Origin of the sequence: Lentzea kristufekii (assembly GCF_033949925.1) — a bacterium.
Classification (GTDB): domain Bacteria; phylum Actinomycetota; class Actinomycetes; order Mycobacteriales; family Pseudonocardiaceae; genus Lentzea; species Lentzea kristufekii.
The window spans coordinates 138,153-161,544 of sequence record NZ_JAXAVV010000022.1; the positions used below are offsets into that span (position 1 = coordinate 138,153).

General features: G+C 69.5%; 19 protein-coding genes. 6 read left to right on the top strand and 13 right to left on the bottom strand.

What is annotated here, in order from left to right; genetic code table 11:
- The first annotated feature begins 34 nt into the window (after positions 1 to 34).
- Both SK571_RS35310 and SK571_RS35315 read left to right on the top strand, forming a co-directional pair.
- Complete coding sequence (locus SK571_RS35310; protein ID WP_319988438.1) at positions 35 to 874, top strand: RecB family exonuclease; 840 nt, start codon at positions 35 to 37, stop codon at positions 872 to 874.
- A gap of 107 nt (positions 875 to 981) precedes the next feature.
- Positions 982 to 1,284: a hypothetical protein gene (locus SK571_RS35315; RefSeq protein ID WP_319988439.1), complete on the top strand. Its 303-nt coding sequence runs from the start codon at positions 982 to 984 to the stop codon at positions 1,282 to 1,284.
- A 19-nt stretch (positions 1,285 to 1,303) separates the two neighbouring features.
- Here the strand turns inward: SK571_RS35315 and SK571_RS35320 are convergent, their stop codons facing one another.
- The 10 genes from SK571_RS35320 to SK571_RS35365 all read right to left on the bottom strand — a co-directional run bounded on the left by SK571_RS35320 (position 1,304) and on the right by SK571_RS35365 (position 9,693).
- The gene (locus SK571_RS35320) at positions 1,304 to 1,942 is read right to left on the bottom strand and encodes a response regulator transcription factor (protein ID WP_319988440.1); all 639 of its coding nucleotides are present in this window, start codon (positions 1,940 to 1,942) and stop codon (positions 1,304 to 1,306) included.
- Between the two features lie 104 nt (positions 1,943 to 2,046).
- Positions 2,047 to 2,931 (bottom strand): type II secretion system F family protein, encoded by an 885-nt coding sequence (locus tag SK571_RS35325; protein ID WP_319988441.1) that lies wholly within the window; start codon positions 2,929 to 2,931, stop codon positions 2,047 to 2,049.
- A 1-nt stretch (position 2,932) separates the two neighbouring features.
- Positions 2,933 to 4,537: a VWA domain-containing protein gene (locus SK571_RS35330; RefSeq protein ID WP_319988442.1), complete on the bottom strand. Its 1,605-nt coding sequence runs from the start codon at positions 4,535 to 4,537 to the stop codon at positions 2,933 to 2,935.
- The gene (locus SK571_RS35335) at positions 4,534 to 5,886 is read right to left on the bottom strand and encodes a CpaF family protein (RefSeq protein ID WP_319988443.1); all 1,353 of its coding nucleotides are present in this window, start codon (positions 5,884 to 5,886) and stop codon (positions 4,534 to 4,536) included. Before SK571_RS35335 ends, SK571_RS35330 begins: the two co-directional genes overlap by 4 nt.
- Entirely contained in the window at positions 5,883 to 7,037 is a 1,155-nt protein-coding gene (locus tag SK571_RS35340) for an AAA family ATPase (RefSeq protein ID WP_319988444.1), read from the bottom strand. The genes SK571_RS35335 and SK571_RS35340 overlap by 4 nt, the downstream gene beginning before the upstream one ends.
- Before the next feature lie 8 nt (positions 7,038 to 7,045).
- The gene (gene cpaB, locus SK571_RS35345) at positions 7,046 to 7,795 is read right to left on the bottom strand and encodes a Flp pilus assembly protein CpaB (protein ID WP_319988445.1); all 750 of its coding nucleotides are present in this window, start codon (positions 7,793 to 7,795) and stop codon (positions 7,046 to 7,048) included.
- 15 nt (positions 7,796 to 7,810) lie between these two features.
- Complete coding sequence (locus SK571_RS35350; RefSeq protein WP_319988446.1) at positions 7,811 to 8,887, bottom strand: pilus assembly protein TadG-related protein; 1,077 nt, start codon at positions 8,885 to 8,887, stop codon at positions 7,811 to 7,813.
- Positions 8,878 to 9,279 (bottom strand): TadE/TadG family type IV pilus assembly protein, encoded by a 402-nt coding sequence (locus SK571_RS35355; protein ID WP_319988447.1) that lies wholly within the window; start codon positions 9,277 to 9,279, stop codon positions 8,878 to 8,880. Before SK571_RS35355 ends, SK571_RS35350 begins: the two co-directional genes overlap by 10 nt.
- Positions 9,280 to 9,343: 64 nt before the next feature.
- A complete protein-coding gene (locus SK571_RS35360; RefSeq protein ID WP_266040954.1) occupies positions 9,344 to 9,499 on the bottom strand; it encodes a Flp family type IVb pilin in 156 nt (51 codons plus the stop codon).
- A 2-nt stretch (positions 9,500 to 9,501) separates the two neighbouring features.
- Positions 9,502 to 9,693 (bottom strand): Flp family type IVb pilin, encoded by a 192-nt coding sequence (locus SK571_RS35365; protein WP_319988448.1) that lies wholly within the window; start codon positions 9,691 to 9,693, stop codon positions 9,502 to 9,504.
- Between the two features lie 207 nt (positions 9,694 to 9,900).
- Between SK571_RS35365 and SK571_RS35370 the strand changes: the two genes are divergently transcribed.
- Entirely contained in the window at positions 9,901 to 10,509 is a 609-nt protein-coding gene (locus SK571_RS35370) for an A24 family peptidase (protein ID WP_319988449.1), read from the top strand.
- Between the two features lie 2 nt (positions 10,510 to 10,511).
- Here the strand turns inward: SK571_RS35370 and SK571_RS35375 are convergent, their stop codons facing one another.
- Genes SK571_RS35375 through SK571_RS35385 form a run of 3 tightly spaced genes read right to left on the bottom strand, consistent with a single transcriptional unit; the run spans position 10,512 to position 14,384 of the window.
- Positions 10,512 to 11,390: an alpha/beta fold hydrolase gene (locus tag SK571_RS35375; RefSeq protein ID WP_266040959.1), complete on the bottom strand. Its 879-nt coding sequence runs from the start codon at positions 11,388 to 11,390 to the stop codon at positions 10,512 to 10,514.
- Between the two features lie 8 nt (positions 11,391 to 11,398).
- Entirely contained in the window at positions 11,399 to 12,730 is a 1,332-nt protein-coding gene (locus SK571_RS35380; protein WP_319988450.1) for an Rv3212 family protein, read from the bottom strand.
- 4 nt (positions 12,731 to 12,734) lie between these two features.
- Positions 12,735 to 14,384 (bottom strand): DEAD/DEAH box helicase, encoded by a 1,650-nt coding sequence (locus SK571_RS35385; RefSeq protein WP_319988451.1) that lies wholly within the window; start codon positions 14,382 to 14,384, stop codon positions 12,735 to 12,737.
- Positions 14,385 to 14,583: 199 nt separating this feature from the next.
- Between SK571_RS35385 and SK571_RS35390 the strand changes: the two genes are divergently transcribed.
- The 3 genes from SK571_RS35390 to SK571_RS35400 all read left to right on the top strand — a co-directional run bounded on the left by SK571_RS35390 (position 14,584) and on the right by SK571_RS35400 (position 23,389).
- Positions 14,584 to 15,225 carry a ferritin-like fold-containing protein gene (locus SK571_RS35390; protein ID WP_266040962.1) on the top strand — a complete coding sequence of 214 codons (642 nt, stop codon included), beginning with the start codon at positions 14,584 to 14,586 and terminating at the stop codon, positions 15,223 to 15,225.
- Between the two features lie 192 nt (positions 15,226 to 15,417).
- Positions 15,418 to 15,660, top strand: a complete 243-nt coding sequence (locus SK571_RS35395; protein WP_406602080.1) for a DUF3107 domain-containing protein — start codon at positions 15,418 to 15,420, stop codon at positions 15,658 to 15,660.
- Between the two features lie 190 nt (positions 15,661 to 15,850).
- Positions 15,851 to 23,389, top strand: a complete 7,539-nt coding sequence (locus tag SK571_RS35400) for a DUF7927 domain-containing protein (protein WP_319988452.1) — start codon at positions 15,851 to 15,853, stop codon at positions 23,387 to 23,389.
- The last annotated feature ends 3 nt before the right edge of the window (positions 23,390 to 23,392 follow it).

Sequence of the window (23,392 nt, forward strand, 5' to 3'; positions counted from 1 at the left end):
AAAACTGTCAGGGTGCCTGAGTAACTTTGTTTGGGTGGAACAACTCGGCTTCGACTTCGGCACCGCGGCACCCCGCAGGCTCGTGCGCGTCACGCCCGCGAAGCTGTCGACGTGGACCAGCTGTCCGCGGCGCTTCCGGATGACCTACCTGGACCGGCCTTCACCTCCTCGGGGCGGTGCCTGGGCGCACAACACGCTGGGCGCCGTGGTCCACAACGCCCTGAAGGCCCTGTTCGACCTGCCGCCCGACCGCCGCACCCCGGACCAGGCCGTCGCACTGCTGAACCGGCAGTGGAAGTCCGAAGGCTTCCGCGACGTCGACCAGGCCGCCGAGTACCGCACCCGAGCCCAGGGCTGGGTCCACGAGTACGTCTCGTCGCTGGACGTCGACTTCGAACCGCTGGGCGTGGAGCGCTGGGTGTCGTCGCCGACGGAGCGCATCGTGGCCGAGGGCCGGGTCGACCGCATCGACTACCGCGACGGCGAGCTCGTCATCGTCGACTACAAGACCGGCCGTCACGTCCTGACCTCTGACGACGCCCGCGGCTCGCAAGCGCTTGCCCTGTACGCCCTCGCGGCCCGGCGCACGCTGCGCAAGCCTTGCCGCCGGGTCGAGCTGCACCACCTGCCGTCGGGGTCGATCGCGGAGTGGGAGCACACGGAGGAGTCGCTGGCCCGGCACGTCCGGCGGGCGGAGGAGGCCGCGGACGAGATCGACCTGGCCACGGAGACGCTGAAGGCCGGTGGTGACCAGGAGGTCCTGTTCCCGCCGGTGACGGGGCGGCAGTGCCAGTGGTGCGACTTCCGGCGGAGCTGTCCGGAGGGGCAGGAGGCGGCGCCTTCCCTGGACCCCTGGGCGTTGCTGGCGCCGTAGCCGGCGGGACCGCAAGGGGGCACGGAGTGCGGCTTTTGCCGTACGCGGCTGCCGGGGCGTCCGGGCCATGACTGCTCGCGCATCCCCGGACCCGTAGGGTGGCTGGAGTGGACGTGGAAGCAGCGAAGCGACCGTCGCGGACCTACGGATTCCTGCGCGCCGTGAGCGGAGTGCTCGCGGTGGGCATGGTGCTGCTCGCTTTGGGGAACATCGGCGTCCAGTTCTACGCGAACTCCCGCGATCTGCCTGGACCTGGGACGTTGTCCGTCGTCGCGCACGTGGTGGCGGCGTTGCTCGTGGTCGGCGGGCAGATCGTGGCGGACTGGTACGCGGACTGGAAGGCGCCGGTCGCGTCGCTGGCGGTGCTGGTCGTGAGTGCCGCGACGCTGTGGACGTTCTGGTGGGCCTGACCCGATGGGGACCGGGTGGTCAGGCGGTCGCTGCGTCGCTGTGGATCAGGCCGATGCGCAGGGCCGTCATCAGGGCCTGGGCGCGGTTGGAGACGCCCAGCTTCTCGTAGAGGCGTGAGACGTAGGTCTTGGCCGTCGACGGCGAGACGAACAGGGTTCGCGCGATCGTCGGGATCGACACGCCCTGGCCCAGGAGGTGGAGCACCTCGCGTTCGCGCGGGCTCAGCGTCAGGTGGGCGGCGTGGCGGCGGGCCATGGCGGTGGCGAGGCCAGTGGCGGTGAACGACGAGGCCGCCACGGACGCGTGGCGGATGGCGCAGAGGATCTCCTCGATGGGGGCGGACTTGCCCACGAACGCCGAGGCGCCGGTCTCCAGTGCGCGGAAGAGCACGTCGTCCTCGCCGTGTGAGGTCAGGACGACTATGCCCAGTGCCGGATGGCGGTCTCGCATTTCGCGGGCCAGGCGCAGGCCGTTGCCGTCCGGCAGGCCCACCGCCACGGTGACCACGTCCGGAGCGAACTCGGCGATGAGCGCGGGGGCCTCGGCCGCCGTGCTCGCCTCCGCGACGACCTCCAGGTCGGGGTACGCGGCGGCGAGCATTTTCAGGCCGAAGCGAGTGAGTGCGTGTCCGTCGACGACGACAACTTTGATTCCCATGAGCCGCCCCCTCGTTGAAGGTTCAACCCGCATGTCGTTCCGGACGTACGAATTGGTTACACCGAAGGGACTAACAGAGTCCTCGGTCCTCGATGGACAGGGACCTACAGATTCATCAGCACGCGGGCGATGCTGATGGCGCCAGGGCCGATGATGATCACGAACATGGCCGGGAACAGGCACGTGATCAGCGGGAACAGGATCTTCACCGGCACCTTCTGGGCCTGTTCCTCGGCGCGCTGACGGCGGCGGACACGCATCTCGCGAGCCTGTTCGCGCAGCACGGAGGCGATCGGGACGCCCAGCTCGCCCGCCTGGGCCAAAGCCGAGACGAAGGAACGGAGCTCGTTGACGGTGGTGCGCAGGGTCAGGGCTCGCAGGGATTCGTTGCGAGACTTTCCTATTTGCATCTCCTGCAGGACGCGGGCGCATTCCTGGGCGAGCGGGCCGGAGGTGTTGCGGGCCACCTGGGCCATGGCCGCGTCGAAGCCGAGACCCGCTTCCACGCACACGGTGAGCATGTCGAGCGCGTCGGGCAGTGCACGGCGGATCTTCTCCTGGCGTTTCTGGCCCGCGTTGAGCAGCAGCAGGTCGGGCAGGAAGAAGCCGAACACGGCGCCGAGCACGAGGCCGACGACGAGCCAGCCCGCCGAACCCATGCCGAGCAGGCCGCCCAGCGCGAGACCGAGCAGCAAACCCAGGCCCTTGGCGGCCAGCACGCGGTCCGGCGTCCACGTGGCCGGGTTGCCCGCGAGGTCGAGGCGGCGCTGCAACCGCGACGCGATGCCGGCCGGGGACAGCCGCAGAGCGATCGACCGCAACCAGCTCGGCGAGACGACCGCGTCCGGTTTCGCCGCCACGGCGGCCGAGTAGCTCGTCTCGATCAGCGCGAGGGAACCGGCGGCAGTGACCCGTGGCTTCGCCACGAGAGCGAATGCCACGAGGAACACCGCGAGCAGCAGGCAGCCAATACCGAGGTACAGCGCCATGTCACACCTCCACGCGCACGAGCTTGCGCATCCACAACGAGCCGAGCACGACCAGGACGGCGGCACACGAGAGCATCACGACGCCGATCAACGTCGTGTAGAGCGGCCGCATGTAGTCCGCGCGGAAGAAGAAGAGGAACGCCGCGAGGAAGATCGGCAGCCCGACCAGGACGTAAGCGGACAGGCGGCCTTCCGCTGAAAGAGCGCGGACGTGCCGGCGGGTCTGCGAACGGTCGCGCATGGTGGAGACGGTGTTCATCAGCACCTCGGCGAGGTTGCCGCCCACCTGGCGCTGGATGCGGATCGCCATCACCACCCACGCGAGGTCGGCGCTGTGCATCCGGGCGGCCACGCGGTCGAGCGCGTCCTCCAGTTCGGCACCGATCCGGGTGGCGGCCAGCGCGCGCGAGAACTCGCCCGCGGTGGGCTGGGTGTCGTCGCGGACGACGGCGTCGATCGACTGCGCCAGCGAGAAACCGGACCGCAGCGAGCTCGCGACCAGCTGCAGCACGTCGGGGAGCTGGTCGGCGAACGCGGCACGGCGCTTCGAGGTCCGCGCCCGCACCACCAGCGCCGCCAGCAGCCAGCCGAGCAACGCGCCCAGCGGCACGCCGATCCACCACGTCGTGAGCAACGTCAGCAGCGCGGCGAGCCCGGCACCGGCGCAGAGCCGCAGCAGGGTCCACTCGGCCGGACTCGCCTTCATCCCGGCCAGGTCCAGCCGGTCGGCGAGACGGGCGGCGCCGTCGTCGCTCATCACCCGGCGCGTCCAGACCACGGCGGTCTGCGCGGCCTGACTCTCCTCCTGCACAACGGGTTCCTGCGCGCCGTAGTGCTCCAGGTGGCGTTCGAGCCCGCGGCCCGCGGCGGATCGGCGCGGCGTCAGCAGCATGATCACGACGAGGAACACGACCAGGAACGTGCCCACGATCAACACCACGGCCGCCCAGTTCTGCCCAGGAGCCGGCGCAGGTGCGACGGCCGGCAGGGGCGCGGGAGCGGTGGCGGAAGGCGCGGCGGTGACGGAGGTCGGCACGGCCAGGGCAGCGAACGCGGCAGCCAGGGCGGGGGCGTCGGAAGCGGTCAGCAGCCGCCCGCCGGCAGCGGCGGAGATGCGGCGCAGAGCCTCGTCGCTGTACTGGAAGCCGATCACGTCGGTCGGCACACCGGCGGACGCGACCGCGGAGACGGCCGCGTCCACAGTGGAGCGGGAGACGGTGTCCTCGCCGTCGGACACGATCACCATCCGCCGCTCGGAAATCCCCTGCAGCGCGGACAACCCGACCGGCACGGCATCGAACAACGACGTGTCACCCTTGGCCTGCAACGAGTCCAACGCGCCGGAGAAAGCAGCTCGGTCCGAGGTGGGCGCGAGCACCAGCGAAGGCTGCGACGAGAACGCCACCAGCCCGACTTGGACGTCAGCGGGCAGAGACGACACGTACGTGGAGATCGCCTGCCGTGCGACGACGATCCGATCAGGTGCCATCGACCCGCTGGTGTCGAGCAGCACCACGACCCCGCGAGTCGGTGCGGCGAAGGCGAAAGCGCTGAACAGGAACGTCAGCAGCACACCGGCGACGAAGCCGGCCACCACACGGGTCATCGCGGACCACCTCCGAACAGGTGCGGCGGAACGTCGATCCCGCGGTCGCGCAGGCGCTCCACGAAGTGCGGCCGCAGCCCTGTCGACTGCAGCGTGCCCCGGTAGAAGCCGCGCTCGTCGACCCCGGCGTGGAAGTCGAACGTGAAGATGTCCTGCAGCGTCACGATCTCGCCCTCCATCCCGATGACCTCGGTGATGTGGGTGATCCGCCGCGTGCCGTCCTTCAACCGCGACTGGTGCACGATCAGGTCGATCGCGGACGCCATCTGCTCGCGGATCGCCCGCGCCGGCAGGTCCACGCCCGCCATCAGCACCATCGTCTCCAGCCGGGACAACGAGTCGCGCGGCGAGTTGGAGTGCACGGTGGTGATCGAGCCGTCGTGGCCGGTGTTCATGGCCTGCAACATGTCCAGCGCCGCGCCGTCGCGCACCTCGCCGACGATGATCCGGTCGGGCCGCATCCGCAGCGCGTTGCGCACCAGGTCCCGCACGGCCACCTCGCCGCGCGACTCCACGTTCGGCGGCCGGGCCTCCAGGCGCAGCACGTGGTCCTGGCGCAACTGCAGCTCGGCGGCGTCCTCGATGGTGACGATGCGCTCGTCCGCGGGTACGAACGACGACAGCACGTTCAGCGACGTCGTCTTGCCCGAGCCGGTGCCGCCCCCGATCAGGATGTTCATCCGCCCCTGCACGCACGACTGCAGCAGGTAGGCGGTCGCGGGCGTCAGCGTGCCGAACCCCACCAGGTCGTCCACGGTGAACGGGTCGGCGGCGAACTTGCGGATCGTCAGCACCGAGCCGTCCAGTGCGATCGGTGGCACGACGGCGTTGACGCGGCTGCCGTCGGGCAGGCGCGCGTCGACCATCGGGGACGCCTCGTCGACCCGGCGCCCGACCTTGGCGACGATCTTGTCGATGGTGCGGCGCAGGTGCGACTCGTCCGCGAACGCCACGGGCACCGGTTCCAGGCGCCCGGCGCGTTCGACGTAGATCTGGTCGAACCCGTTGACCATGATCTCGGAGATGCCGGGGTCGCGGAGGTAGGGCTCCAGCGGACCGTGGCCGAGGATCTCGTCCAGCACCTCCAGCGCGATGCGGGCGCGGTCGGCGTTGGTCAGTGGCGTCTCGTCGCGCTCCAGCACCGCCTGCAACGTCTGGCGCACACGGGTCTCCAGCTCGCGCTGGTCGAGGTGCGCGTCGTAGAGCTTGGGGCCCAGCACCTCCAGCAGACCGGCGTGCACACTGCGCTTGACCTCGGCGAACGGGTCGGCGGCGCGGTTCTGGCGGCGCACCGGCGGCGTCGGTGACGACGATTCCCGTTGCGCGGCAATGCGATTGGCCAGGCTCATCGGAACCACCTCTTCGAGGGTCTGGAGGCGGCGACGGGCTCGGCGAGCACGTGCTCACGGGCGAACCGCGAGATGGCCTCGCTGACCGGGTGCCTGGGCAGGTCGATCACGATGGGGTTGCCCTTGTTGACCGAGATCGGCACGTCGCGGCTGGACGGCACGTGCGCGCGGATGTCGCTGCGCACCACGCGGTCGATGTCGTCCATCGAGAGCCCGACCTTCGCGTCGGAACGGTTGAGCACGACCGACCGGATGTCGTGCGCGTAGGAGAGCAGGTCCAGCATGTCCAGCGTCACGCGCAGGTTCTTCAACGCCGGCACGTCCGGCGTGGTCAGCAGCACGTGGTGGTGCGAGGCGTCCATCGCGGCCAGCACGTGCTCGCTGAACGCGGACGGCGTGTCCACCACGACGAAGTCGAACATCGTCGGCAGCACCTCCAGCAGTTCGCCGACGAGCGACGCCGGAATCCGTTCCGCGTCACCGGGCTCGACCGGCGCGAGCAACGCGCTCAGCCCCGGCCGGCACGCCGTGAGCAGCGACGACGCCCCCGCCGCGTCGACGTGACCGACCATCCCGAGCCCGTGCACGATCGTGCGGACCGGCTCGGCCCGCAGGCAGATGCCGACGTCGCCGAACGCGAGGTCGAGGTCCACCAGGCACACCGACCGCGTGCCACCGGCCGCGAGCGACGCGGCCAGGTTCACCGCCAGCGTCGTCTTGCCGCAGCCGCCCTTCGCGGCGAACACCGTGATCACCTGGCCGCTCCTGCGCTCGTCGGCCCGGGGCAGCGGCACGCCGGTGACCTGCAAGGACAGGGCCCGCGACCGGGTGCAGGCGTCCACCAGGGCCGTGAGGTCGTCCCGCGCGACGACCTCCCGCACCCCGGCTCGCAACGCGCGGGTCAGCACCGCGACGTCGAGCACGTCGCGCAGCAGCACCACGCCGGCCGACGGACGTTCGACCCGCAGGCCCGCGGTGAACGCCAGGGCCTCGTCCAGGTCGATGGCGGAACCGATGACGACGAGGTTCTCCAGGGGGTCGGTGGTGAGCAACCGCGAGGTGTCGCCCAGGGTCTCCACCGAGCGGACGTCACCGCCGAGCGCGGGGGAGAGCTGTCCGGCGAGTGCGGCCGGTTCGCACAGGATCGTCATGGCACGCCTCAGTTTCCGAACAGGGAGCGGTTGTCGACGCCGTTGCCGGGCGCGATCTCGGACTTGCCGCCGAGCAACGCGAAGTAGAGCGTTCCCGTCTGCTGGCCGTGGATGAGCTTCTCCGCGTCCGCCTGCTTCACCGCGACCGTGACGATGGCCTTGCCGACGTCGCCGTCCTCGGCCGCCTTCTTCTCGTCGACGACGGAGAGGACCTCCAGGCCGGTCAGCAGCAGCCGGGTGGACTGGTTTCGTTCGTACTGCTTGGAAAGACCGTCACCAGACGGGGTGTTGCCCTTGCCGTCCATCACGGTGAAGGTGTCGAAGACAGCGACCTTCGAGCCCTTCTGGATGAGCCCGCCCGCGCGCTGCCAGGCCTCCGTCGGCACGGTCACCGCGATCATGCCGTCCGGGATCGAGATCCCCTTGGCCAGTGACGCCTGCTCGGTGAACAGCGTCTTCGTGAGCAGCTGCCCCTCGGTGATCTCCGACGACGTCACGAGCGTCGCCACCGAGGAGTCCACTTCGGACATCGTGTTCGCGGGAACGCTGCTCTTGGGCATCTGCTGCTGCTCGACGAGGTCCTTCAGCGAGTCGGCGCTCGTACCGGCGGGGATGCGTTCCTTCGCGACGAGCACCGTGACGGCCTGCTGGCCCGCGATCGCGCGGGTGTCGGCACTGCGGACGTAGAGGAACACCCCGGCGCTGCCGCAGACGGCCAGCAACACCGCCAGGATGATGACGACTGCGCGGTTCTTCATGACGACTCCTGGGTTTCAGCCGGTGAGCTGGACGATGCGGGCTCCGAGGTCGGGGCCGCCGATGGTGCCGGTGTTGGGCATGAGGCCCTCGACGAAGTAGCCCGCGACGCACTTGTCCGAGCCCTTGCACTCGTTCTTGTTCGTCAGCCAGTCCTTCTGGCTCGCGCCGGGCAGCCAGTAGCCGGTGACGACGAACCCCGCGAAGCCGGCCAGCGCGTACGTGCCGCCGGTGCCGGTGCCGGTGACCTTGGTGTAGATGGGGAAGTAGACGGCCTGGCGCGAGCTGAACGCGGCGGCCAGCGCGGTCTTGCAGTCGCTGCCGGCCGAGGCGCCGGTGTCCGCGCTGTAGGTGTTGTTCAGGATGTCCACCGAGCAGTCGGAACCGGTGTCATCGACCCAGCCGAACATGCCGGGGCCGTCCGACCCCGACGGGCCGCTGGGGCAGGTGGTCCCGGTCGTGGTGTGCAGTTTCAGCACGCGGTGCACCGAAAGCGGCGGCGTGGTGGGCGGTGTGGGGCCGAAGTTCGTGCCGCCCGACGTCGCCTCGTCCCACTCGCACCACGAGATCGTCAGAGCCATCGTGGTCGCGGTCTTCGGCGGGCCCCACCTGGCGCGGGCGCACGCGGCGACCCGCGAGCCCTCGTAGGAACCGTTGTCCAGCAACGAGCGGGCGAACATCGGCGGCAGCAGGGTGCCGCCACCGGACGTCTGCGTCGAGGTGTGCACGTCCACGTACGTGATGCCGGCGGCGGGCTTCGCGGGGCAGTCGGTCATCGTGCCCGTCGTCGCGGGACAGGAGGGCAGGACGCCGCCCTTGTCGTATCCGCACACGACATCCACAGTGGACACGCCGTCCTTGGCGTTGTGGTTGGCGAAGTAGTTGGACTTGTTGACCATGCAGGGCTCGGCGGCGCAGCTGTGGGCGACGGCCAGTGCTCCGGCGTCGGCCCCGTTCTGCAGTTCGGCACGCTCCTTGAAGAGGAAGCCGACGTCGATCACGATGGCGCCCATGCCGAGCAGGACGCCGAACCCGAGCAGGATGCTGATCAGCACGCCGAGCGCTCCCCGGTCGTCACCCGTGTTCATCCGCATGGCATGACTCCCTCGGCGCTCAGCGTGATGGGGGAGCCGAAGCCACCGCCGCCGAACAGTCCGGCGAGACCGCCGACCGGCGTGATGAAGTCGTACGTGTGGGTGACCACGACCTCGGCGCTGTCTTCGCCAGGGGTCCCACCTGCGGGGCAGGCGTCGACCGCGACGTCGACGTCGTCGAGACCGGTCGCGGCGAGCACCGCGCGACCGGCGGGGTCGGGCTGGCTCAGCGCGGCGACCCGGACGCCTTCACGCGCGGCCTGCGTCAGGGTGATCTGGGCGCGCACGGCCCAGCCGAAGTCGACGATGCCCATCACGAGGACGAGCACGATCGGCATCAGCAGGGCGACTTCGACAGCGGTCGCGCCGCGATCGCGAGCAAGGTTCGTCATGACCGCTCCGAAGAAAGGCGCGCGGCCGGCGGAGGGGAGCGCCGGCCGCGCGGGACAGGAGACTTCAGCCATCGATGACGTCGGCGACGAACTCGAACATGGCGGCCATGTTCTCGCCGACCGCGGTGATGGCCACCAGGGCGGTGACCGCGATCAACGCCAGCATCAGGCCGTACTCGACGGCGGTGGCGCCACGGTCCGATTCGTGCGGACGCTTCACGGTCAGAGCAGTTCGGCGGCGATCTCGTTGAACAGCGCCAGGAGGTTCACGCCGACCGCGGTCACACCGACGATGATGACGATCGCGATCAGGGCGACCATCAGGCCGTACTCGACGGCGGTCGCGCCTCTGTCGTCGTCTTCGCGCTTGGTGCGGGTGAGGAACGTCTGCACGTAGCTGAGGAAGGTGAGCATTGCGGTCTCCTGTGGGATGTGTGATCCAGGTCGGGACGCCGCAACTCTGCGTGATGTGAGGTGGTCGCCGGTATCGGGCGATGAGGTGTAACGAAAGCGCAGATCGGAGGACATTGTCGGTCGATCGGGGGACACGCTGTAGGCCCCTCGGCCAGATCTGCCGTCGTCACGTTCCGTTGTGGTCGTACGCGCTCTACCGTCGGCCGCATGATGGTTCTCTGGGCCGCCGGCGGTGCCCTGGGCGGGCTCGCCTCGGGTGTCGCCCTGCACGGCACGGTCAGCCGGTTCACGCGTGCCGGCATCGCCCTGCCGTTGGTGTCAGCGGCCGTTCTCGCCGTGCTCGCGCTCAAGTTCGCCGGCTCGGTCGAGGTGCTCGCGTTCGCGTGCCTGGGGGCCGTCGGCGTCGCACTCGCGTTCATCGACACGGCCGTGCACCGGCTGCCGGACGTGCTGACGCTGCCCGCGTACCCGCTGGTGCTGCTCCTGCTCACGGTGGCCGCGCTGACCGGTGGCACGTTCGGCGCGCTCGGCAGGGCCGTGCTCGGCGGGCTCGCGCTCGCGTTCGTCTACCGCGTGCTGGAGTTCGTCAACCCGGCCGGGATGGGCTTCGGCGACGTGAAGCTGTCCGGCGTCATCGGCATGGCGCTCGGGTGGCTCGGCTGGCCGGTGCTGCTGTTCGGCGCGGCCTTCGCGTTCATCCTGTCGGCAGTCGTGTCGCTGGTGCTGTTGCTGCTGCGGAGGGTCACGCTCAAGAGCGCGTTGCCCTTCGGGCCGTTCATGTTGCTCGGCGCGTTCGCCGCGGTTCTGATGTCCTGACTTCAGGAAGTCAGCCAGGCCCGCCACGTCGGCAGCAGCGTGGCGATGAGGTCCAGCGGTGCCTCGGTGTTCGGCGAGTGCATCACGCCGGGCAGCACGGCGAAGTCCGCGTCCAGCCGCTCCGCCATGTCGCGCTGCGCGGCGGGCGTCCACGCGTCGTCCGCGTCGCCGCACACCACCAGGCAGGGCGTGCCGGACGAACGCAGCGCGCGTGCCAGCTTCGCCACCTGGTCCGGTTCGTAGCGCAGGCCGTTGCCCATGCCGAGCAACGCCGCGGCCTGCGACTTGAGGAACCTGGTGCGGTAGAAGTCCTTCAGCTCCTGCGGGAGCACCGCGTACGCCGGGTTCTGCTGCGCCCGCAGCTCGTTCAGCCGCTGGGTGCCCTCGACGCCCTGCTCGGCCAGCACGTGCTCGCCGACCTCCAGCACCGTGCGGCGATCTCCCGCGGGCAGTTCGGACGGGCCCGACGACATCAGCGTGAGCCCCGCGATCGGGGCCCCGGCGAACACCGCCGCACGTGACACCAGACCGCCGTAGGAGTGGCCGAGCAGCAACACCTTGCGGCCGTCCGCCGCGATCTTCCCGATCAGCTCGGCGAGCACCGACCCCAGCGGACCCGGCCGGTACAGCGCCTCGTCGTCCGGGCCCGGTGAGTCCTGCTGGCCCGGCAGGTCGATCGCGACGACCTCGAAACCCGCGTCCGCGATCGGGTCGATCATCGGCGCGAAGTCCTCTTTGGAGCCCGTGTAGCCCGGCACGAGCAGCACGGTCGTGCGCATCGCGTCGTCGCCCATCGCGGGCGCACGCAGCGCCGCGATCGTGCCGTAGCGGCCCGGGAGGTCGACGCGTTGCGCCCGGTGAGGGCTGATCTGCGAGTGCACGAGCTGAACTATCGCAGTGCGACCAGGGTTTCGCCACGCTGCTCGAGCACGACTGGACCGGCTGTGGCCAGTTGCACAGGGCCCGTGTGGCCCTCGCGGTTCAGCCGGATCGTGCCCACGACGGCACCGGTGGCCTGCTCGTACACGCGCAGGCCCTCCTTCACCGGGATGACCGCGCGGCCCGCGAGCGTCGTACCGGCGCCCAGCGCACCCTCGGCAGTCCACAGTGGAGTGAGCGTCTCCAGCGACAGCGCGACCGTGCGGGAACCGGTGAACCAGAAGGCGTTCGTCTTCGTCGTGAAGACGCGTGCCACGTGGTTCGGCGGGTCGGTGAAGTCGGCGTCGGGGATGTCGAGCGGTGCTTCGCCGACCTGGTTGCCGCTCTCCGCGTCGAAGATCAGCAGCCGGCTCGGGCTCGGTGCGGCCACCGCGACGAGCTTCTCGGTGACGGCAACGACCTGCACGTTCTTCGCGCCGGTGAGGGGGCTGCCGAACACCTTCGGCTCGTCGGACTTGTCCGGGTTCGGCTTGAGGATCGTCACCCGGTCGGACGCGTCGTCGGGACAGCGTTCGACCATCGCGAACCTGCCGGAGGCGACGGCGACCGAGCCGTACGTGCAGCCGGCCCGCGGCTGCTTGTTCGGGTTCACGATCGCGCGCAGAGCGCCGTACTCGAGCGAGCGCACCAGGTCGTCGCGCCGGTAGACCTCGACGAACTTCGAGCCGGTGGTGATCAGGTGTGAACCCTCGTTGAGCAGTGCCGTGCCCGGTTCCGCGTCGCCGTTGCGCTGTGCCCGCCGCTCGCCGGTGACCCCGTCGAGCGAGGTGAGCTCGGAGCAGTTCGTGCCCTTGGAGTACAGGGCCATCGCCCGGCCCCAGCCCGTGCTGACCACGCACAGCGGCAGGTCGCGCTTGTACCTCCACCGCACGTCACCTGTCAGCGGGTCGCGCCCGTTGACCTCGCCGCCGTCGCCGGTCACGACCGTCGACGGCTTCTCCTCGCCCGTGTCCTTCAACGCGGTCTGCACGACCACGGGGGACAGCGAGGCACCGCTTTTCGCCCGCCACACCTCGGCGAGCGACGGAGGCAGCGTGGTCACTTCGGGCAGCTGCTCCCACGTCGACGGCCCGGTGACCGACGTCGTAGCGCGAGCATCGCTGAACGCCCAGGTCAGCACGGACGCCGTGACCGACACCACCGCGATCAGGGCGATCGCGATGAAGTCGGCGCGGGTGCGCCAGGACCGGGCGGGCGGACGTTCTGCGACGGGTGCGGCCTCGTGTGCGGGCTCGTCGAGAACGTCCTCGACATCCGTGACGTCGGAACCGGGGGACGACATGTGATCAGTCTGCCGAAGGAGCGGCCTGTTCGGCAGAGCTTCGGCGACGCCGACGCCTGCGCGGCTTGTCCGAGGCCGGCTTCTCGGTGGCTTCGGGGCCCGTCTGCGTCTGCTCGCCCTCCTGCGTCACGCCGGCGCGGCTGCGCGTGCGCGAGCGGGACCGCTTCGGCCTGGTCTCCTCGCTCGACTCCGGCGCCTGCTCGGCACCGGCGGGGGCGGAGCCCGTACGACGACTGCCGCTGCTGCTGGTGCTGCTGCGGCGCTTGCGCTTGCCCGTGTCGAGCTTCTCCTCCTCTTCGGCGTCGAGGCCCGCGCGGGTGCGGTGGCTCAGCGGCAACCGGCCCGTGGAACCGGACGGGATGCCCAGGTCGGCGTAGAGGTGGTCCGACGTGGAGTACGTCTCGACCGGCAGCGGCTGGCCGAGGCCCAGCATGTCGTTGACCGACGCCCAGCGGTGCGTCTCGTCCCAGTCGACGAACGTGACGGCGACACCCGTGCGCCCGGCACGGCCCGTGCGGCCGATGCGGTGCACGTACGTCTTCTCGTCCTCGGGGCACTGGTAGTTGATGACGTGCGTCACGTCGTCGATGTCGATGCCGCGCGCGGCGACGTCGGTGGCGACCAGCACGTCGACCTTGCCGGCGCGGAACGCCCGCAGCGCCTTCTCACGCGCGCCCTGACCCAGGTCGCCGTGGACGGCGGCCGCGGCGAACCCGCGCTCGGTCAGGTCGTCGGCGACCTTCTGCGCGGTCCGCTTGGTCCGCGCGAAGACCATCGTGAGACCCCGGTCGCGGGCCTGCAGCGCGCGGGCCAGCATCTCCGGCTTGTCCATCGAGTGCGCCCGGTAGACGAACTGCGAGGTGTTCTCGTGCGTCTGACCTGCGTCGTTCTCCTCGGCACGGATGTGCGTCGGCTGGTTCAGGAACGTGCGGGCCAGCGTGATGATCGGGCCCGGCATGGTCGCCGAGAACAGCATCGTCTGACGCTCGTCCGGAACCATGTTCAGGATGCGCTCGATGTCGGGCAGGAAGCCCAGGTCGAGCATCTCGTCGGCCTCGTCCAGCACCAGCATGCGGACCTTGCCGAGCACCAGGTGGCGCTGTTCGGCCAGGTCGAGCAGGCGGCCGGGCGTGCCGATGATGACATCGGCGCCCTTGCGGAGCTGCGCGATCTGCCGCTCGTACGGGATGCCGCCGTAGATGGCGGCGACCTTCACACCGAGGTGCCTCGACGCGTCGGTGAGGTCGTGCGAGACCTGGAGACACAGCTCACGGGTGGGCACGACCACGAGGGCCTGCGGGGTGCCGTCGCCGGGCAGGTCGACGCGGTGCAGCAGCGGCACGCCGAACCCGAGGGTCTTGCCCATGCCGGTGCGCGCCTGGCCGATGAGGTCGTCACCGGCGAGTGCGATGGGGAGCGTCAGCTCCTGGATGGCGAACGTGCGCTCGATGCCGGCTTCGCCGAGCGCCTTGACGATCTCGTGACGCACGCCGAGCTCGGCGAACGTGGGGGATTCGGACTGCACCGGGGCGTCTGCCAGCAACGGGTGCGACGTGTCTTCTTCGGGAACTCCGGCCTCGCTGTGTTCCAGGAGAACCGGGTCCAGATGTGCTTCTACTTCAGCGGTCAGGGTGATCAGCCTCTCTCGTACCAAGCGCGTACGAGCCCTGGCCGGGCCTCTCGACCGCGCTCGATGAGCAGCTGCGGGAAAGGTGTACGCGCACCATTCTGGCGCCTGCCCAAGAAAAAATTGGGCCACTGCGTGGTCGTCACACTCGTCACGCCGGGCGTCCGCCCCCATTCTACCTGGCAAGACACTTTTGACCACCTAGCGCGCACTAGAGTTCGGTCTCATGGGTGTTGCAGAGGGTGTTGTCGATCTTCTGGGAGCGCTTGCATATGGCGAGCTCTCGGCTTTCGACCGGATGACGGAGGACTCGCGCACGGCGCCGACCTTGGCGGGGCGTGCCGCTCTCGCGCAGATGGCCGCGGCCGAGATCGGCCACTTCACGCTGCTGCAGAAGCACCTCGCCGCCGAGGGCATCACCGTCGAGGACGCGATGACGCCGTTCGTGAAGGGTTTCGACGCGTTCCACGAGTCGACGAGCCCCAAGTCGTGGCTCGAGTCGCTCGTGAAGGCGTACGTCGGCGACGGGCTCGCGGCCGACTTCTACCGCGAGATCGCGGAGTGGCTCGACGCACCGACCAAGGAGCTGGTGCTCCACGTGCTCGCCGACACGGGTCACTCGGCGTTCGCTGAACGCGAAGTCCTGGCCGCCGTCGAGTCCGATCCGCGGGTGCGCGACCGGCTCGCGCTGTGGGGCCGGCGGCTGCTCGGAGAAGCGTTGACGCAGGCCCAGTACGTGGTGGCGGAACGGGACGGCCTCTCCGAGCTCATCATCCGGGGCTCCGGCGACCTCGCCGGGATCGGTCAGCTGTTCCGCCGCCTTCAGCAGTCGCACGCGCGGCGCATGACGCAGCTGGGTCTGGGCTAGTGCGGCGACCACTAACCGCCGGCAGGTGATTCCCGCTGGTCAGACGGGTGCATCGCGGTGTCGACCCCCGCTCCTCATATCGGGCATATGGGGAGCGGGGGTCGACACCGCGAGGTGCCCTGCTGAACACCGGGAGCGCCTGTCGGTGATTGTGGTCGCCGCACTGGGTAGGCTCGGCATCAGATTTTTCTCTTGAGCACGGAGGTCAGCGTGGAGGTCAGGATCGGCGTCGCGGACAGCGGGCGCGAACTCGTCGTGACCAGTGAGCTCAACCCTTCCGAGGTCGAGACTCTGGTTTCGGACGCGGTGTCCGGCAAGTCCAGCGTGCTGTCGCTGGTGGACGTCAAGGGTGCGCGGTTCGTCGTGCCCGCTGGCCGCGTCGCGTACGTGGAGATCGGCCCGCAGGACTCGCGCAAGGTCGGGTTCGGCGCCTGAGTCGTCAGCACTGAGAAGGGCCCCGGTCATCGCGACCGGGGCCCTTCTCGTTGCGGTCACGCAGTATCGGGCCGGGTCGCCGAACCCGCAGCACGGCCGCGCGTCGAGGTCGCCTGAAGCGGTGACTTCGCTGGTAGATGGGTTTACGTGCACCTAGCGTGACGGAGTCGTCACGCTGCTGAGGAGTGCTATGCGCGCCGCCCTGCTGGCCCTGTTGCTCGTGGTCTCGGTAACGACGTTCTCGCTACCCGCGCAGGCGTACCAGACGCACGCGGCCGGGTCGTGGTCCACGAGTTCCGCGTTGCCGGCGGTGAACGCGTCGGCGCGTTCGACGTTGCCGTCCGGTGCGGTGGTCACGGCGTCGGTGTCCGGCGCGAACCTGCGGCTGACCACGCTGAACTCGCCTCCCGGCGACCGCGGGGCGGTGCCCGGTAACTTCCGGCCGCAGATCCCCGCGAACACGGCGCTGATCGGCCTCACCGCCGCCGGTGCGGGATGTGCCGCGTTCGTGGACTGCTTCAACCGGGGCACGCTGACGTTCTCCTTCAACCGGCCGGTGCGCGATCCCGTGCTGCACATCGCGGGCAGCGGCGCGACCGTCGGCAACACCGGCAGCACGCACGTCGCACACACGCTGACCACGCCAGGAGTGACGCTCGACGGGCCGCTGGCGGGCGCGACGAACATGCAGATCGGGCAGAACGGCACGCGCGTCGAGGCGCCGAACCGCAACCTCAACGTCCTGTGCAACTCCAACGGTGCGAGGCAGGCTCCCGCGTCGTGCGGCAGCGTGCGCATGAACGGCACGGTCAGCTCCGTGAGTTTCCAGGTCGACATGCTCACCAACAGCAGCAACGCGACCGACGACTTCTACGTCGCGGGTGTCTCGGTGGACGAGGACTTCGGTGACGCGCCCGCGAGCTACGACGCCGGTGCCGCCGCCAGCCACGTCGTCGGCGATCTCGTTCTGGGCTCGGGCGTGTCGGCCGACAACCCGGCGACGATCAACACCGGCTCGACCACCCCGAGCCCCAAGGCCGTCGCGGCGGGCGCCGACAACAACCTTCCCGGCGGCGACGACCTCGACGACGGCGTGGCGGCGTTCCCGCGGCTGGCCCGGTCGAACGCCGGTGACGACTACTCGGTGCCCGTGACGCTGTCCGGTGCCTCGCAGCCCGGCCGGGTGTGCGCGTGGATCGACTTCAACGGCAACGGTTCCTTCGACGCCGGCGAACGCGCGTGTGCGAGCTTCGCGGCCGGCGCGCGATCCGCGACGATCACCTGGAAGATTCCGCAGAACGTCAAGTGCGGCAACACCTACGCGCGGTTCCGGGCGAGCTACGACACCGACCAGGCGGCCAGCGCGACGGGTCTCGCGGACAGCGGTGAGGTCGAGGACTACCGGCTGCCGGTCGAGTGCCTGGACATCAAGAAGTCGACGACCAGGACCACCGCGAATCCTGGCGACCAAGTGCCGTACACCATCACCATCACCAACTCCGGCGCCACGGACGTCACCGGTCTGACCGTGTCCGACGACCTGACGCAGGTGCTGGACGACGCGACGTTCAACGACGACCAGGCCGCGACCTCGGGCTCGATCTCCTACTCAGCACCGAAACTCACGTGGACCGGTGACGTCGCCAAGGGCAGGACGGTCACGCTGACCTACTCCGTCACGGTCAAGAACCCGATCACGGGCGACCACCAGCTGCGCAACGCGGTGGTCGGCAGTGCGGGCAACTGCCCGCCGGGCTCGACCGACCCGGACTGCTCGACCACGGTGAACACGCCGGGCCTGAAGATCGAGAAGTCGGTCGACCGGCAGGCGGCCAATCCGGGCGACACGGTGAAGTACACCGTCAAGGTCACCAACACCGGCAAGACGCCGTTGAACGCGATGTTCGCCGACGACCTGACCAAGGTGCTCGACGACGCGACCTGGGGCAGCGCGACGGCGTCCTCCGGCACGGCCACGTTCGCCTCGCCCACGCTGACCTGGACGGGTGCGCTGGCCGTCGGGGCGTCGGCGACCGTCACCTACACCGTCGTCGTCACCGGCAACGGCGACAAGCAGCTCATGAACGTCGTCACCTCGGACACGCCCGGCAACAACTGCGTGCCGAGCTGCACGACCGACACCCCGGTGTCCGGCATCAGCTTCGAGAAGCAGGCCGACAAGCAGTCGGTGAACCCCGGCGAGACCGTGACGTACACCGTCACCGTCACGAACACGGGCAAGACTCTCTGGCAGGGCGCCACTTTCACCGACGACCTGACGAAGGTGCTCGACGACGCGGAGTGGGTTTCCGCCACGGCTTCCTCAGGTGTGGCGGACTTCGTCTCGCCGAAGCTGACGTGGACCGGCAACCTGCCCGTCGGCGGCTCCGCGACCGTCACGTACTCGCTGAAGATCGCGAACCCCGTCAAGGGCGACTTCCAGTTGGACAACGCGATCACGTCGAGCACGCCGGGCGGCAACTGCCCGCCGGGGTCGACGGATCCGAAGTGCGGCACGACCACGCCGGTGCCCGGCCTGAAGATCGAGAAGTCGGTCGACCGGAAGTCCGCCGATCCTGGCGACACCGTGACGTACAAGGTCAAGGTCACCAACACCGGCAAGACGTCGCTGAACGCCGCGTTCAGCGACGACCTGTCGAAGGTGCTCGACGACGCCGACTGGGTTTCCGCCGGCGCTTCCACCGGCACGGCCACGTTCGCGGCACCGAAGCTGGACTGGACCGGCACGCTCGCGGTCGGTGGATCGGCGACGATCACGTACACGGTGAAGGTGACCGGCAAGGGCGATCACCAGCTGGACAACGTGGTGACGTCGCCGACGCCGGGCAGCAACTGCCCGCCAGACTCCACCGACGCGGACTGCCGCACGTCGACCCCGGTCTCCGGGGTGGAGATCAGGAAGGAGGTCGACCGGCAGTCGGCGAACCCCGGTGACACGGTGAAGTACACGGTCACCGTGCGGAACACCGGCAAGACGCCGTTGAACGCCTCGTTCGCCGACGACCTGACGCAGGTCCTCGACGACGCCGGCTGGGGTTCGGTCAGCGCTTCCTCGGGCACGGCGTCCTTCGCGGCTCCGAAGCTGACCTGGAACGGCCCGCTGGCGCCCGGCGAGTCGGCCACGGTGACGTACACCGTCGTCGCGAACGGCAAGGGCGACAAGCAGCTCACGAACGTCGTCACCTCGGAGACCCCTGGCAACAACTGCGTGCCGAACTGCACGACCACCACGCCGGTGTCCGGTGTCGAGTTCGAGAAGGCGGTGGACCGGCAGTCGGCCAAGCCGGGCGACACGGTGAAGTACACCGTGACCGTGCGGAACACCGGCAAGACTCCGTTGCAGGGCGTCACCTTCACCGACGACCTGACGAAGGTGCTGGACGACGCCGACTGGGTTTCCGCCGAGGCCTCCACGGGCTCGGCTTCCTTCACGGCCCCTCGCCTGATCTGGACCGGTGATCTCGCGGTCGGCGGCACGGCCACCGTCACGTACGCGGTGAAGGTCGGCGACCCGGCGGACTTCAAGCTGGACAACGTGATCACGTCGACCACGCCCGGCGCCGACTGCCCCGGCGGCGACAAGTGCTCCACCAGCACGCCGATCGCCGGGCTGCGCATCGAGAAGTCCGACGACCGCGACCAGGTCGTGCCCGGTGAAACCGTGACCTACACGGTCGAGGTCACCAACACCGGCCAGACCGTCCACACAGGAGCGTCCTTCACCGACGACCTGACGAAGGTGCTGGACGACGCGGTCTACAACGACGACGCGCAGGCCACGACAGGCGCGGTCACGCTGGTGTGGCCGAGGCTGGAGTGGAAGGGCGACCTGCCGATCGGCGGCACGGCCACGATCACCTACACGGTGACGGTGAAGAACCCGAACCCCGGCGACAAGAAGCTCAACAACAAGATCACCTCGGACACACCCGGCAACAACTGCCCGCCCGGCTCCACGGACCCGTCGTGCAGCACCGAGACGCCCGGCCGTGAGCTGACGATCGAGAAGAAGGCCGATCGGCAGTCCGCGAACCCCGGTGACCAGGTGACCTACACCGTGACGATCACCAACACCGGTCAGGTGCCGTTGACCGGCGAGAAGGTGACGGACGACCTGTCCGGCGTGCTCGACGACGCGTCGTGGGTGTCCGTGCAGGCTTCCACGGGCAAGGCGGAGTTCGCCGCGCCGACGCTGACGTGGACCGGTGACCTCGCGGTCGGTGCTTCGTCGACCCTGACCTACGTGGTCAAGGTCGACGACCCGATCAAGGGCGACCACAGGCTGGCGAACGTGGTCAGCAGCGAGGTTCCCGGCAACTGCCCGCCAGGCTCGACGGACCCGAAGTGCTCGACCACGACCCCGTTGCCCGGCATGGAGATCGTGAAGGAGGCCGACCGGAAGTCCGCGAACCCCGGTGACACCGTCACCTACACCGTGACCGTGCGGAACACCGGGCAGACCGAGCTGAACGCGTCGTTCCGCGACGACCTGACGAAGGTGCTCGACGACGCGACCTGGGGCGGCACGACCGCGGGGACGTTCACGTCGCCCGTGCTCACCTGGTCCGGCACACTGCCGATCGGCGGCTCCGCGACCGTGAAGTACACGGTCGTCGTGACCGGCAAGGGCGATCACCAGCTGACGAACGTCGTCACGTCCGACACCCCCGGCAACAACTGCGTACCGAACTGCACGACCGACACCCCGGTGTCCGGTGTGGAGATCAAGAAGACCGCCGAGCCCGCGTCGGCCAAACCGGGCGACACCGTGAAGTACGCGGTGACCGTGCGCAACACCGGCAAGACCGTGCTCGACGCGTCGTTCGCCGACGACCTCACCGGTGTGCTGGACGACGCGACCTGGGAGGCGGTGAACGCCTCGACGGGCACGGCGACCTATGCGGCGCCGAAGCTCTCGTGGTCCGGGCGGCTGGGTGTCGGTGAGACGGCGACCGTCACGTACGCGGTGAAGGTCACCGGGGCGGGCGACAAGCGGCTGAAGAACGTCGTCACGTCCGAGACTCCCGGCAACAACTGCGTCGACGGCTGCACCACGGACACACCGGTCGCTTCGCTGAAGCTGGTGAAGAAGTCCGAGCCGGCCACGACGAAGCCCGGTGACACCGTCAAGTACACCGTGACGATCAGCAACACCGGCCAGACGGTCCACAGTGGAATCTCGGTGGCCGACGACCTCACGGGTGTGCTGGACGACGCGAGCTGGAACGGTGATCAGGCGGCGACCGCGGGTTCGGTGTCGTTCGAGGAGCCGAAGCTCACCTGGACCGGGGACCTGGCCGTCGGTGCCTCGGTGACGGTCACGTACTCGGTGAAGGTGACGGGTGCGGGGGACAAGCGGCTCAAGAACGCGGTGTCGTCGGAGACCCCTGGCACCGACTGCTCGGAGGGCTGCGCCACGGACACCCCGGTCGCGGGTCTGGAGATCGTGAAGAAGGCCTCGCCGGAGAAGCCTGTGCCGGGTGACGTCGTGACGTACACCGTGACCGTCCGGAACACCGGGCAGACGTCGCAGAACGCCTCGTTCAGCGACGACCTGACGGGTGTGCTGGACGACGCGACCTGGAACGGCGACCAGGCCGCGACCGTCGGCGAGGTGACCTACGCGTCTCCGAAGCTGACCTGGACCGGTGGCCTGCCGATCGGGTCGCAGGCCGTCATCACCTACTCGGTGAAGGTGACGGCGGCCGGCGATCACCGGCTGAACAACGTCGTCACCTCGGACACACCCGGCGGCAACTGCCCGCCGGGATCGACGGACCCCAAGTGCTCGACGTCGACTCCGTTGCCGGGCCTGGAGGTCAGCAAGAGCGTCGACGTCCAGAGCGCCAAGCCGGGCGACACCGTCACCTACACGGTCAAGGCGCGCAACATCGGCCAGACCGAGCTGGCCGGGGCGTCGTTCTCCGACGACCTGAGCAAGGTGCTGGACGACGCGACGTTCGGCACGTGGACGGCGTCGAGCGGCACGGTCTCGTTCGCCGCGCCGACGCTGACGTGGACCGGTGACCTGCCGGTCGGCGCGACGGCGACCGTGACCTACACCGTCGTCGTGAAGAACCCGGTGACCGGCGACTTCAGCCTGGACAACGTCGTGACGACAGGCACGCCGGGCGGCACCTGCGTCGAGTGCGCGACGGTCACGCCGATCGCCGGGCTGAAGCTGGTGAAGACGTCAGAACCGGCGTCAGCCAAGCCGGGTGACGACGTCGGCTACACCGTGACGATCACCAACACCGGCAAGACGGTCCACAGTGGAATCACGGTGGCCGACGACCTCACGGGCGTGCTGGACGACGCGAGCTGGAACGGTGATCAGGCGGCGACCGCGGGTTCGGTGTCCTTCACGGCGTCGAAGCTCACGTGGACCGGCGACCTGGCGGTCGGCGCGTCGGTGACGGTCACGTACTCGGTCAAGGTGACGGGTGCGGGGGACAAGCGGCTCAAGAACGTCGTGTCGTCTGACATCCCGGACACCGACTGCGCGGACGGCTGCACCACGGACACCCCGATCGCCGGCTTCCAGATCGTGAAGAAGGCGGACCGGACCGAGGCCAGGCCCGGCGAGAAGGTCACCTACACGATCGTCGTCACGAACACCGGCGCCACGATGCTGCGCGACGCCGCGTTCGCCGACGACATGACCGACGTGCTCGACGACGCCACGTACAACGGCGACGCGGCCTCGACCTCGGGTCTCGCCACCTACGCGGCACCGAAGCTCACGTGGAAGGGCGATCTGGCGGTCGGGGCATCTGCGACGGTGCGGTACTCGGTGACCGTCACGAGTAAGGGCGACCTGCGGCTCAAGAACGTCGTCACGTCCGACACCCCCGGCTCGAACTGCCGCGAGGGTTGTTCGGTCGAGGTGCTGGTGCCGCGCCTGGAGATCCTCAAGAAGGCCGACCGGACCTCCGCGAAACCCGGCGACCTGGTGGCGTACACCGTGACGGTCACGAACACCGGCCAGACCCCGTTGCCCGCGGCCGGTTTCGTGGACGACCTGAGCGGAGTGCTGGACGACGCGTCCTTTGTGGACACGAACGCAGGTTCGTTCGCCGAGCCGAAGCTGACGTGGACCGGTGAGCTCGCGATCGGGGCCACGAAGACGGTGACGTACCGGGTGCGCGTGAACGACCCGCCGACCGGCGACTTCACGCTGCGCAACGTCGTCACGTCGGACACACCGTCGAACTGTCCAGGCGAGGCGTGTGGCACCGAGACCCCAGTGTCGGGCCTGGAGATCGTGAAGAAGGCGGACCGGGCGGAGGCGAAACCGGGCGAGAAGATCACCTACACCGTGACCGTCCGGAACACGGGCCAGACGCCGGTCACCGGGTCGTTCAGCGACTCGCTGGCGGACGTGCTGAAGCACGCGAGCTGGGGCGGCACGGACGCGGGCACGTTCACGTCGCCGGTGCTGACGTGGTCCGGTGAGCTGGCGGTCGGAGCCTCGGCCACGGTCACGTACCGGGTGACCGCGACCGGGCCCGGTGAGCTGCGCAACGTCGTGACCTCGGACGAGCCGGGCGCGAACTGCAGGCCCGGCGGCTCCGACCCGAGGTGCTCGGCGACCGTGAACGTGCGGCAGGACCCGCCGATCGCGTGGACCGGCTTCCCGGCCCTGCCGCTGGCGGCGTTCGGCCTGCTCCTGCTGCTCGCGGGCGTGGTGTTGAGGCGCCGGGCCTAGGCC